Source organism: Aeromonas sp. FDAARGOS 1418, assembly GCF_019048585.1.
Classification (GTDB): domain Bacteria; phylum Pseudomonadota; class Gammaproteobacteria; order Enterobacterales; family Aeromonadaceae; genus Aeromonas; species Aeromonas caviae.
Window position 1 is genome coordinate 806232 of record NZ_CP077387.1, and the last position, 11269, is coordinate 817500.

Sequence of the window (11269 nt, forward strand, 5' to 3'; positions counted from 1 at the left end):
AATGAAATGCAAACCGGCGCCCGAGGGCGCCGGTTTTTTTTGCTTATGGCTGATGTCTGGTGTCACTGGTCGATGGCTGGGGGGCCGCCCATGCGGTGGCGGAGGGACTGTTCTCCATCACCTGATACCAGTCGAGCTTGCGAGTCAGCCCCATGACCAGCGCCAGGGTGGCGAACAGCAGCAGGGCGCCGAGCAACAGGGCTGTCTCCTCGGCCTGCAGTAGCCCGAACAGGGTGGCGTAGACCAGCCCCAGCAGGGCGGCGAATCCCATGCCCTGTTTCAGGCCGCCCAGCACATGACTCAGGTAAAAGCCGTTGAGGGCCACACTGGCCAGGGCGGCAATGAGATAGGCCCAAGCAAAGCCGAGATGCTCGGTCAGCGCCAGCAGCACCAGATAGAAGATGGCCAGCCCCATGCCCACCAGCGCGTACTGGATGGGGTGTACCCGCAGTCCCTTGAGCAGCTCGAACATGAAGAAGCTGATGAAGGTGAGGCCGATGAACAGCAGGGCATATTTGGCGGCCCGCTCGTTCAGCTGATAGTGATCCACCGGTTGCACCAGGCTGACGCTGAATGACGGCAGTTTGGTGCCCGCTCCCTTCATCATGCGGTTGAAGCGGCTCTCCATGTCGGTGGCGAACCAGCTGGTCTGCCAGCTTGCCTCGAACCCTTGATCCGCAAGAGTGCGTTCACCGGGCAGAAAGTCGCCGAGAAAATTGGGATGGGGCCAGTTGCCGCTCAGGTGAAACCGGCTGTCCTGTCCGAGCGGCACCACTTCCAGCGCATTCATGCCTTGCAGATCGAGCTCGATGTGAAAGCGGCCATCTTCGTCTGGCAAGGCGTTGAGCGGGGCATGGATCCCCACTCGCCCGTCCCCCAGCTGGGCACCAGGGGCAAACGGGATGCGTTGCTCCCCCCATTGCAGTTCGGGTACGCGGCTGATGCCCCGGGCATCGGAGAGGATCAGGCTGAGATAGGGTTTGCCCGGCACCAGGGCGGGATCCGCCGGGTCGAAGCTCAGGTTCGGGTTACCGGCCACCAGCCCCTTGTCAGCCAGGCTGGTGGGCATCAGGCCGGAGAGTGAGAGGCGACTGTGATAAATCTGGGCCTGATAGATACCGAGCTTGCGCGGGGTCACCTCCATGCTGGCCCGCACGTCCAGCCTCTGGGGCAGCAGGTAGCGATAGACCTGCTCCTTGCGAACGAAATGTTTGCCATCCTGCTCGACGGTGACGGTCCGGGTATAGGGCTGTACCAGTACGGGCCCCATCAGGCGCTGGGGCCCGCTGTGGCTGGCCATGATGCTGTGAATGGCCTGACTGCGATAAGCCTGGCGCTCCCGATTCAGCTCCATGATGGCGTGAACCGGGATCATCATCAGCAGGCAGAGCAACAGCAGCAGGGCGATCTTGTGGGTGAAAATCTGTTTGACCATGACACGTCTCCTTGTTGTTGAACGGGAGTGTGCCGGGGTCGCGTGAAGGGAGGATGGGGCAGTGTGAAGTGGTGGTGAAGGGGGATAAAAAAACCGGCGCCAGGCGCCGGTGTTGCTGGCATCAGAGTGTCTTCAACCGAGCCGGCAGGGCGGCGAACACCTCCTCCCTGGCCCTGAGGGAAGCGAACTGCTTGCCCGGCTTCTGGATAACGGTGTGGACGAAGATGAGCGTCTTGTCCTGTTTGCTGGCCCAGCCGACGAACCAGCCGATCTGCTGCTCCCTGTCCAGGCTGCCATCCAGCAGCTTGGGGTAGCCCATGCCGGTCTTGCCGTGGATCTGCCAACCGTCGATGTCGGGCTGACGCATCAGGTTGGCGGTATGGCGCAGGGTCTGGGCGGAGACCGGCAGCTTGCCGCTCACCATCTTGCCAAGGAAGCGGGCTTGCTCCTGGGGGCTGATGGCGAGGCTGGCGCTGAGCCAGGCCTGGGTCAGACCGTCGTGCTTGCCTGGGTTGCCTTCGAGATCCCGGTTGCCGTAGTCGAAGCTGTCCACGTAGTGCTGGAAGCGAGCCTCTCCCAGCCACTCGGTGAGGCGCTGCGAGTACCAGATGACAGAGAATTGCATCCAGCTGCTCGGGGTGGTGGTCTGTTTCCACTCCGGCAGGAAGTCAGGGTCACCGGCCTTGAACGGCAGGGCCGGCAGTTGTTCATCCACCAGAAAGCCGCTGTCATAGCCCATCAGTGCCAGCGGGATCTTGAAGGTGGAGGCCGGGGTCAACTGGGCGGCACAGTCCCCCTGGGTGCTGACGGGTTTGCCGGTGCCGTCGGCAAACAGCATGCAGCCAGAAGCGGCGCTGGCAGGCAGTGCACAGAAGAGGCCAGCAGCAAGCAGACCGGACAACAGCATACGGGGCATATCTATCTCCTTGATTAATATGAATGCGCATCGATGGGGAAGGTCGTCATCGAGGAGGTGCAGCTTAGCCCGGCTCTGTGTGCTTGGTGTGAAGTGTCCTCAGTTGCCGGGCAGCCAGAGTGTGGCCAGCACCCCCCCATCCGGCTGATTGGCAAGAGCAAGATGGCCGCCATGCTGGCGTGCCACCTCCATGGCAAAACTGAGCCCGAGGCCGCTGCTTTTTCCCTTGTCTGGCCTTGGCAGGGAGTAGAAACGCTCGAAAATCCTGGGCAGCGCAAAGTCGGGAATGCCTGGACCCTGATCCCGCACCCGGTAGCAGTAACCCCCCTCCTCCATGGCGCCGCTCAGCACCAGGGTGCTGCCGGCGGGGGCGAAATCGAGGGCGTTGTCCAGCAGGTTGCCAAGGGCCTGCTCCACCAGCAGGGGATCCCACTTCTGCTTCTGACTTTCCCCCAGCTCGGCGTGCAGGGCGATCTGGCGGCGCTGGGCCTGGATCTGGCGGGCGTCGAGCACCCGTCTGCCCAGCCGGGCCGGCTCAACGGATTGTCTGTCCAGCCCCTGCCCTGATTCGAGGCGGGCGAGTTGCAGCATGCGTTCGATCAGCTGCTGCATGCGAGCCGTCTCCAGATTGATGTTGCCGATAAAGCGCTTTGCGATGTCCGGCGGCGGCGCCTCGGCCAGGATCTCCCCCGCCCCGCGAATTGCCGCCAGCGGGCTTTTGAGCTCGTGGGTCAGGCTGTGGACATAGGCCTCGATATAGGCCTTGCCGTCCAGTTGGCGGCGCATGGTTTCCAGGGAGTGGCCTAGCCTGTCCAGTTCGGGGCTGTAGAGGCGCGGCAGGCTGGCGGGCTGACCCTGGCTGATTGCATCCGCATAGTGCACCAGCTTGCCGATGGCGCGGTTGAGCCACCACACCAGCAAGGCGCCGATGAGCAGCGAGATGAACAGCAGCAGGGCCGCCCCTTTCAGCAACTGGTGTTCGCTGCGCTCTATCATGGGCTGCAGGGTGCTGTTGGGCTTGGCGACGGTGAGGGAGCCGATGATCTCGGCTCCTTCCCGCAGCGGAGCTGCCACATACATGGTCGAGCTGGCAGCATCGTCGGGATCGGTGCGGGTGCTGCGGGCGCCATATTCGCCACGCAGGGTCAGGTAGACGTCGTTCCAGCGCGAGTAGTCCTTGCCCAGATCCACCCCGTCCGAGTCGTAGACCACCCTGCCTTTTGCGTCGGTCACATAGATGCGGTACTCCGCCTGCTGCTTGAGGTGGCCATCGATGAGGGCATTGATGGGACTCTGGTTCAGGCGGGAGAAGGCGCTGGCCAGCCGGCCATTCGCCATCTTTCCTTCCTGCATGTCGTCCAGGGCCAGGGGGGCCAGCATCTGCGCCATGTCTACCAGGGTATCTTCGGTGGCGCTGCGTACCCCGGGCTTGATCTCTTCGACAAAGATCTCCAGCACGAACCAGGCGGCCAGGGCGAAGATCAGCACCAGGCCGCACAGCAGTTGCAATCCGATTCTCATCTCATCCCCCTGCCGATGCCCGGCCACCCTGAGTTCATGCCAGCTCCAGACTGTAGCCCAGCCCGCGGTGGGTCAGGATCAGGTTGGCGTCAGGGTCTCGCTCCCGCAGCTTGGCTCTCAGGGTCTTGATGTGGGTGTCGACGGTGCGATCCAGACTCTCTTCCGCATCCTGCCACACCAGATCCATCAGCTGCTGGCGGGAGTAGACCCGACCCGGCGCCAGCATCAGGGTCTTGAGCAGCAGGTACTCATAGCGGGTGAGCGTCAGGGGTTGGCCCAGGAAGCAGATTCGTGCCCGCTCTTCGTCCAGGGCGAGTGGCTGTATCGGCTGGGAGGGGGCGGGCTGGCTGCGGCGCAGGATGACCCGCACCCGGGCGCACACCTCACGGGGCGAGAAGGGTTTGGCCACATAGTCGTCTGCCCCTATCTCCAGCCCGATCAGCCTGTCTATCTCCTCGCTGCGAGCGGTGAGAAACATCAGGGGAATATCGGTCAGTGCCCGCACCCGCTTGCACAGTTCGAAACCGCTGATGTCCGGCAGCCCCACATCCAGGATCAAAAAATCCGGTCGCGTCTGTTCCAGTCGCGCCAGCAACGGCTGACCGAGGGGAAACCACTCCACTTCGAAACCATCGGTCTGCAGGGCATAGATCAGGGTATCGGCAATGCTGGCTTCATCTTCCACCAGCCAGATGAGTCGTTTTTGCATGGCATCCTCGTCGCAAATCAGCTGCCCCATTCTGGCATCGAACCAAATCGGATCCTATTTGCCGTTTGATTTTTCCCGAAAAGGCATTAATATTTCGCCATTCTTTCGAATCGAAACTTATAAATGACCAAACGCAACACACAGCAGCGCCGTCACACCATAGTGAGTCTGGTGCAGGAGCAGGGGGAAGTCAGCGTCGATGCCCTGGCCAAACACTTCGCCACTTCCGAGGTGACCATCCGCAAAGATCTGGCGGTACTGGAGACCGGTGGCCTGTTGCTGCGTCGCTACGGCGGTGCCGTTCCCCTCCCCAGCGAGATGGTGGTGGACAGCAACCCGGAACAAGTTTCGAATCGAAAGCTGGCCATTGCCCGCGCCGCCGCCGAGCGGATCCGCGATCACAACCGCGTCATCATCGACAGCGGCAGCACCACCAGCGCCATGATCCCCATGCTGGGCAACAAGCGCGGCCTCATCGTCATGACCAACTCCCTCAATGTGGCCGGTGCCCTGCGCGAGCTGGAAAACGAGCCCACCCTGCTGATGACTGGCGGGACCTGGGATCCCCATTCCGAATCATTCCAGGGTCAGGTGGCGGAGCAGGTGCTGCGCTCCTATGACTTCGACCAGCTCTTCATCGGCGCCGACGGCATCGACCCGGAGCGGGGCACCACCACCTTCAACGAGCTGGTGGGCCTCTCCCGGGTCATGGCCGAAGTGTCACGGGAGGTCATCGTCATGGTGGAGTCGGAAAAGATCGGCCGAAAGATCCCCAATCTCGAGCTGCCCTGGTCCGGCATCCATACCCTGGTGACCGACGAGGGGCTGAGCAATGCGGCCAGAGAACAGATTCAGGCCAGGGGGATCACGTTGATTTGCGCTCCCGTGGCCGTGTGATTTGAACAAACCATTATCCAACCAAATTAACGTCTTACGTTTCAAGGAGAAGTCTATGTGTGGCATCGTCGGGGCCGTCGCCCAACGTGATGTGGCTGAAATCCTGGTAGAGGGCCTGCGCCGTCTGGAATACCGTGGCTACGATTCGGCCGGTGTCGCCGTGTTCAGCGCCAACCAGCCGCTGCAGCGGGTGCGTCGCCTCGGCAAAGTGGCCGAACTGGCCAAGGCACTGGAAGAGCAGTCCGTCCACGGTGGTACCGGCATTGCCCACACCCGCTGGGCTACCCATGGCGAGCCGTCCGAGCGCAATGCTCACCCCCATGTCTCCGAGCATATCGTAGTGGTGCACAACGGCATCATCGAGAACCACGAAGAGCTGCGCGAAGAGCTCAAGGCGCTGGGCTATGTGTTCAGCTCCGACACCGACACCGAAGTGATCGCCCACCTGGTGCACCACGAGCTGAAATCCGCTCCCAGCCTGCTGGCGGCCATGCAGGTCGCGGTGAAGCAACTGCGCGGCGCCTACGGCACAGTCGTGATGGACAGCCGTGACGACAGCCGCGTGGTGGTGGCTCGTTCCGGCTCCCCCCTGGTGATCGGCCGCGGCATCGGCGAAAACTTCATCGCCTCCGACCAGATGGCCCTGCTGCCGGTGACCCGCCGCTTCATCTTCCTGGAAGAGGGCGATGTGGCCGAAGTGACCCGCCGCGACGTGCACATCTTCGATACCGACGGCGAGGCCGTGGTGCGCGAAGAGCTGGAGTCAGAGCTGTCCCACGATGCCGGTGACAAGGGTGAATACCGCCACTACATGCTCAAGGAAATCTATGAGCAGCCAAAGGCCATCACCAACACCCTGGAAGGCCGCCTGGGCAGCGATCACGTGGTGGTCGAGTCCTTCGGCAACGGCGCCCGTGCCATTTTCGACAAGGTCGAGCACGTCCAGATCGTCGCCTGCGGCACCTCCTACAACTCCGGCATGGTGGCGCGCTACTGGTTCGAAGAGATCGCCGGCGTCTCCTGCGACGTGGAGATCGCCTCCGAGTTCCGCTATCGCAAGTCGGTGGTACGCCCCAACAGCCTGCTGGTGACTCTTTCCCAGAGCGGAGAAACCGCCGATACCCTGGCAGCCCTGCGTCTGGCCAAGGAATCCGGTTACATGAGCTCCCTGGCCATCTGCAACGTACCGGGCTCCTCCCTGGTGCGCGAATCCGACCTGGCCTTCATGACCCGGGCTGGTGCCGAGATCGGGGTGGCGTCCACCAAGGCGTTCACCACCCAGCTGGCCGGTCTGCTGATGCTGGTGGCCTCCGTCGGTCACTGCCGTGGCAACCTGAGCGCCGCCGCCGAGGCCGAACTGGTCAAGGCGCTGCAAGCCCTGCCTGTGCGTATCAAGGAGAGCCTGGCCCTGGCCAAGCAGATCGAGACTCTGGCCGAAGAGTTTGCCGACAAGCACCACAGCCTGTTCCTCGGTCGTGGCAGCCAGTACCCCATCGCCATGGAAGGGGCGCTCAAACTCAAGGAGATCTCCTACATCCACGCCGAGGCCTATGCCGCCGGTGAGTTGAAGCATGGCCCTCTGGCGCTGATCGATGCCGAGATGCCCATCATCGTCGTGGCGCCGAACAACGATCTGCTGGAGAAGCTCAAGTCCAACGTGGAAGAGGTGCGTGCCCGTGGCGGTATCCTCTATGTGTTCGCCGATGCGGACGCCGGTTTCAAGAGCGACGAGACCATGCGGGTGATGAGCCTGAACCACGTGGAAGAGATGATCGCGCCGATCGTCTATACCGTGCCGCTGCAGCTGCTCTCCTACCACGTTGCCCTCATCAAGGGCACCGACGTGGATCAGCCGCGCAACCTGGCGAAATCCGTGACCGTGGAATAAGTCGTCGCTGGAAATGAAAAAAGAGCCGCATTGCGGCTCTTTTTGTTTTGGCAAAACAGGCTACGACAGCCGCAGGTTGGTGATGGTCACGTCGTCCAGGGAAGGCACAATGATGCCGCTGGAGATGCTCTTGGCAATCGCCTGGTTGCGGTTGCGCGAGTCCGTCTTGTTGGTGACCTGATTGAGGTGGAAGTTCACGGTTCGCTCGCTGATGCCGAGGATGGTGGCGATCTCCCAGGAGGTCTTGCCCTCGCTGGCCCAGAACAGGCACTCCTTCTCCCGATCCGACAGCTCGGCCAGGTATTTCATCAGGTCTGGCCTGGCCTTGATGAGGGTCAGGGCCGAGTTGAAGATGTAGCTGGCACAGAATGACAGCAGGGGAACGTTTTCAAACATCAGATCGGAATTGGACTTCTCCTTGCTGATGAAAGAGAGGATGCCGTGTTCCCCCTGCGGCGTGTGCAGCGGGAAGGAGACGCCGTTCCTCACCCCGAAGTCGGCGGCTAGGTTCATCACCTCCCTGCTGGCGCTGGGCAACCAGGGGGCATCACAATCGAGCTTGTTCCAGAAGATGGGCTGGGTCTGCTTCAGTCCCAGGAAGACGACCGGATCCTGGGTCAGGTAGTGCCGTTCCGAATAGGCATCAAACCAGCTGGTGGGGCAGTTGTTGAACAAGGCCACATGGGATTTCTGCATACTGATGGGGAAAATAATCAGCAAACGGAAGTAATCAAACCCCATCTGATGACTGAAGCGCTCCAGTTGTTGCTGGATCTCTCTGGTCTTCTTCGCCTTGGTGAACCGATCTATGTGTTCCCAGATCGCATCGTTAAACATGTAAGTCTCCTTTTTCGATCACTTATCTTGCTGATCGAAAAGACATTTTTTAGTTATTTAAAATGGTGTTGCGACTACCAACGCCAGTTATTCCCGTACTTGTCTAAAAAGTATCCTGTTTTTTCGGCCAGAGGCCAAGAAAATCATCTGATTGCCAGTGACCCTACTCTTTGAGACAATGAGAATAGTTATCATTGTTAAGATTTATATCATGAACAAGTTTTGGGGTCTGGCCTTGTTACCCATGGCCGTTCATTGCGTCGTGTCCGCCGACGAGGTGGTTGCGCCAGCATTGAAGAACAGCATCGCCGCCGGGAAAGCCTCCCAGCTGCGTGTGGAGAAAGCCGCCGATGGCGCCGTCGCCGCCAGGATTGAGCTGCAAAATGCCCAACTACAACTGCGGGATCTGGAAGCCTACAACCGCTACATGCAGTCTCTGGTGGCCGATCAGCAAAACGAGCTGGGCAAGCTGAACCAGCAGTTGGAGGCGGTACAGGAGACCAGACAGGGGCTTGTCCCCCTGATGCTGCAGATGCAAGCCGATCTGGAACAGCTGGTACAGGATGACATCCCGCTGCGCAGGGAGGATCGTCTGGCGCGGGTTGCTGCCTTGAAAGCGACGCTGGCCAGAGCCGATGTGAGCGAGGCGGAGAAGTTCCGCCAGCTATTGCAGGCCTATCAGATTGAAGCCGAATACGGCAGCAGGCTGGACCATTATTCCGCCGAGCTGGTGCTGGATGGCGCACCGCGCCGGGTCGACGTGCTGGCACTGGGCCGGGTCTCCCTGCTGGCGATGACCGCCGATCGCTCCCAGGCGTGGCGCTGGTCTGCCGAGCACAAGCAGTGGCAAGCCCTCGACGGCCAGTGGCTCTCCCCCATCGCCGAGGCGTTGGAAATGGCTGCCGATAAGAAAGTTCCCCAGTTGTTGAATGTCCCCCTCTCCGTCAGCCGTGGTCAGGAGGCCCAGTCATGAGCGTCACCATGAAGTGGTTACCCCTTGCCCTCGCCCTCTCTCTGGGCTCCACAGCCGCCGTGGCCGAGGAAGCCTGGCAGCAGCAGGAACAGGCCCGTGAGCAGAAGGCTCAGCAGGATCTGGCATCTGTCTCCAGGGAGCTGAGCAGTGCCCGTGCCAAGCTGGCCGAGGCCCAGCGCCTGAGCAAGGAGCTGGCCAGTCAGTTCGCGGCCAATGAAAAGCAGCTGGTGGAGCTCAATACCCAGTGGGATCAAGCATCCGGCGACATGAACGACATCTTTGCGGTCACCCGTCAGGGCGCCAGCGATGCGGTCAAGTTGCTGAGCGAATCCGCCGTCGAGGGCCAGTATCCTGATCGTCTCGCCCCGCTGAAAACCATGGCACAGGATAAACAGGTGCCGGATCGCGCCGCCCTCGCCTTGCTGCCAGCCACCTTGCTGCAGGAGATCCGCGAATCGGGCCGGGTTGCCCAGTTCAACGGCAAGGTGCTTGATGCCCAGGGCGTTGCCAGCGAGCAGACGTTGACCCGGATCGGCAGCTTCGCCCTGCTGGGCGATGCTGGTTTCTTGCAACCGGGGGCCGAAGGCCTGAGTCCGGTGCTGGGCCTGCCAGGCAGCGTGCTTTCCGCTGTGGCCGCTTATCAGGGTCAGGAGGGAGAAGCGTTGCCGCTGGATCCCTCCCACGGTGTTCTGCTCGATATGCTGGCCCAGGCGCCCACCTTCTGGCAGCAAGTACAGCAGGGCGGCCAGGTCGGCGCCATCATCGTGCTGCTGGCCGCTATCGGCCTGGGGATCGCTGGAGTACGGCTGTGGAGCCTCTCTCGCGAACTAGGTCGGGTTCGTCGCCAGCTCAAGAGCGGTGAATATCATGCCGACAACGCTCTCGGCCGGGTGCTGACGGTGGCTGACAAGCATCCAGAGCTGAGCATGGAGACCCTCGAACTGCGTCTGGATGAGGCGATCCTGCAGGAGACCCCTCGCCTGGAGCGCGGCATCGGCATGGTCAAGGTGATCGCGGCCATCGCCCCCATGCTGGGTCTGCTCGGGACAGTGACCGGTATGATCGGCACCTTCCAGGTCATCACCCAGTTCGGTACCGGCGATCCCAAGATCATGGCGGGCGGCATCTCCATGGCCTTGGTCACCACGGTGCAGGGTCTGGTAGCGGCCATTCCGCTGATCCTGGCCCACAGCCTGTTGCAGTCCCGTTTCACCGAGCTCTCCAACGTGCTGGAACAGCAGGTGGCCGGGATCCTGGCCGAGCGGGCCGAAAGCAATGGTGACAGGGTGGAGCGGGTAGCATGATGCTCGACATCTGGCAGCAGTTGCAGAGCTTCATGGGCCGTGGCGGCCCGGTGCTCTGGGTCATTCTGGCCTTGCTGGTGCTGATGTGGATTCTGATGATCGAGCGGCTGCTCTACCTCAACCTGGGGTTTTCACCGTTGCAGCGTCAGCTGCTGAGCCGCTGGCAGGCGCGTCGCGAGCGTCACAGCTGGCACGCTCGCGCGATTCGCGGGCGCTGGCTGGCAGAAGTGGAGCTGGCGCTCAACCGTCATCTGATCTTCATCCGCACCCTGGTGGTGCTCTGCCCCATGCTGGGGTTGCTGGGTACAGTGACCGGCATGATAGGCGTATTCGATGCGCTGGCTGCGGCCAACCGCTTTAACCCGGAGAGCATGGCGGGCGGGATCTCCCGCGCCACCATCCCCACCATGGCAGGCATGGTGGTGGCCCTCTCCGGCGTGTTGTTACTGAGCCGGCTCGAGAGTCAGGCCAAGCGTGCGCTGGCCAAGACCCGGGACGGCCTGCGAGAAGAGAAGGTAATGCAATGAGACGGCAATCCAAACGCCAGCGCGATGAAGTGCAGATCGACATGACCCCCATGCTGGATATCGTCTTCATCATGCTGATCTTCTTCATCGTGACCACCTCCTTCGTGCGCGAAGCCGGGCTTGAGGTACACAGACCCCAGGCCAGCCAGGCCAAGGCGCAGAAATCGTCCAGCATCATGCTGGCGATCGGCGCTCAGGGGCAGATCTTCCTCGACCGCAAACAGGTGGATGTGGAGCGGGTGCAGGCCACCCTCGCCCGACT

11 protein-coding genes (1 of these 11 running past the window's edge) are annotated in these 11269 nt (G+C 61.7%); 6 read left to right on the plus strand and 5 right to left on the minus strand.

The window, feature by feature from the left end; translation table 11 throughout:
• Window positions 1–43 precede the first annotated feature (43 nt).
• The 4 genes from creD to blrA all read right to left on the minus strand — a co-directional run bounded on the left by creD (window position 44) and on the right by blrA (window position 4581).
• Window positions 44–1435 (minus strand): cell envelope integrity protein CreD, encoded by a 1392-nt coding sequence (gene creD, locus I6L48_RS03840; RefSeq protein ID WP_113069298.1) that lies wholly within the window; start codon window positions 1433–1435, stop codon window positions 44–46.
• Window positions 1436–1556: 121 nt separating this feature from the next.
• Window positions 1557–2351, minus strand: a complete 795-nt coding sequence (locus I6L48_RS03845; protein ID WP_042016119.1) for a class D beta-lactamase OXA-1163 — start codon at window positions 2349–2351, stop codon at window positions 1557–1559.
• Window positions 2352–2450: 99 nt separating this feature from the next.
• Window positions 2451–3872, minus strand: a complete 1422-nt coding sequence (gene blrB / locus I6L48_RS03850; RefSeq protein WP_113070595.1) for a beta-lactam sensor histidine kinase BlrB — start codon at window positions 3870–3872, stop codon at window positions 2451–2453.
• 34 nt (window positions 3873–3906) lie between these two features.
• Window positions 3907–4581 carry a beta-lactam response regulator transcription factor BlrA gene (gene blrA, locus I6L48_RS03855; RefSeq protein WP_010672254.1) on the minus strand — a complete coding sequence of 225 codons (675 nt, stop codon included), beginning with the start codon at window positions 4579–4581 and terminating at the stop codon, window positions 3907–3909.
• Between the two features lie 123 nt (window positions 4582–4704).
• Between blrA and I6L48_RS03860 the strand changes: the two genes are divergently transcribed.
• A complete protein-coding gene (locus tag I6L48_RS03860) occupies window positions 4705–5478 on the plus strand; it encodes a DeoR/GlpR family DNA-binding transcription regulator (RefSeq protein WP_010672253.1) in 774 nt (257 codons plus the stop codon).
• A 55-nt stretch (window positions 5479–5533) separates the two neighbouring features.
• The gene (gene glmS, locus I6L48_RS03865; RefSeq protein WP_041212058.1) at window positions 5534–7366 is read left to right on the plus strand and encodes a glutamine--fructose-6-phosphate transaminase (isomerizing); all 1833 of its coding nucleotides are present in this window, start codon (window positions 5534–5536) and stop codon (window positions 7364–7366) included.
• A 60-nt stretch (window positions 7367–7426) separates the two neighbouring features.
• Here glmS and I6L48_RS03870 read toward each other — a convergent pair whose 3' ends face one another.
• Window positions 7427–8203 carry a LuxR family transcriptional regulator gene (locus tag I6L48_RS03870; protein ID WP_102948977.1) on the minus strand — a complete coding sequence of 259 codons (777 nt, stop codon included), beginning with the start codon at window positions 8201–8203 and terminating at the stop codon, window positions 7427–7429.
• A 211-nt stretch (window positions 8204–8414) separates the two neighbouring features.
• On the opposite strand from I6L48_RS03870, the gene I6L48_RS03875 reads away from it, so the two are divergent.
• The 4 genes in view from I6L48_RS03875 to I6L48_RS03890 are tightly spaced (each overlapping or abutting the next) and all read left to right on the plus strand, a layout consistent with a single transcriptional unit that may run on beyond the window.
• Complete coding sequence (locus I6L48_RS03875) at window positions 8415–9176, plus strand: DUF3450 domain-containing protein (protein WP_216987784.1); 762 nt, start codon at window positions 8415–8417, stop codon at window positions 9174–9176.
• On the plus strand, window positions 9173–10480 hold the full coding sequence (locus I6L48_RS03880; protein WP_216987785.1) for a MotA/TolQ/ExbB proton channel family protein: 1308 nt from the start codon (window positions 9173–9175) through the stop codon (window positions 10478–10480). The genes I6L48_RS03875 and I6L48_RS03880 overlap by 4 nt, the downstream gene beginning before the upstream one ends.
• Complete coding sequence (locus tag I6L48_RS03885) at window positions 10477–11007, plus strand: MotA/TolQ/ExbB proton channel family protein (protein ID WP_041212055.1); 531 nt, start codon at window positions 10477–10479, stop codon at window positions 11005–11007. The genes I6L48_RS03880 and I6L48_RS03885 overlap by 4 nt, the downstream gene beginning before the upstream one ends.
• A protein-coding gene (locus tag I6L48_RS03890) for a biopolymer transporter ExbD (protein WP_010672232.1) crosses the window boundary here: on the plus strand, window positions 11004–11269 show its 5' portion. It continues 136 nt past the right edge of the window; the window shows 266 of its 402 coding nt (coding positions 1–266); its start codon is at window positions 11004–11006; its stop codon lies beyond the right edge, outside the window. The genes I6L48_RS03885 and I6L48_RS03890 overlap by 4 nt, the downstream gene beginning before the upstream one ends.

Coding starts and splice junctions, on each gene's coding strand:
- I6L48_RS03860 (WP_010672253.1), top strand. CDS start 4,705: ATGACCAAACGCAACACACAGCAGCGCCGTCACACCATAGTGAGTCTG.
- glmS (WP_041212058.1), top strand. CDS start 5,534: ATGTGTGGCATCGTCGGGGCCGTCGCCCAACGTGATGTGGCTGAAATC.
- I6L48_RS03880 (WP_216987785.1), top strand. CDS start 9,173: ATGAGCGTCACCATGAAGTGGTTACCCCTTGCCCTCGCCCTCTCTCTG.
- I6L48_RS03885 (WP_041212055.1), top strand. CDS start 10,477: ATGATGCTCGACATCTGGCAGCAGTTGCAGAGCTTCATGGGCCGTGGC.
- blrB (WP_113070595.1), bottom strand. CDS start 3,872: ATGAGAATCGGATTGCAACTGCTGTGCGGCCTGGTGCTGATCTTCGCC.
- creD (WP_113069298.1), bottom strand. CDS start 1,435: ATGGTCAAACAGATTTTCACCCACAAGATCGCCCTGCTGCTGTTGCTC.
- blrA (WP_010672254.1), bottom strand. CDS start 4,581: ATGCAAAAACGACTCATCTGGCTGGTGGAAGATGAAGCCAGCATTGCC.
- I6L48_RS03870 (WP_102948977.1), bottom strand. CDS start 8,203: ATGTTTAACGATGCGATCTGGGAACACATAGATCGGTTCACCAAGGCG.
- I6L48_RS03845 (WP_042016119.1), bottom strand. CDS start 2,351: ATGCCCCGTATGCTGTTGTCCGGTCTGCTTGCTGCTGGCCTCTTCTGT.
- I6L48_RS03875 (WP_216987784.1), top strand. CDS start 8,415: ATGAACAAGTTTTGGGGTCTGGCCTTGTTACCCATGGCCGTTCATTGC.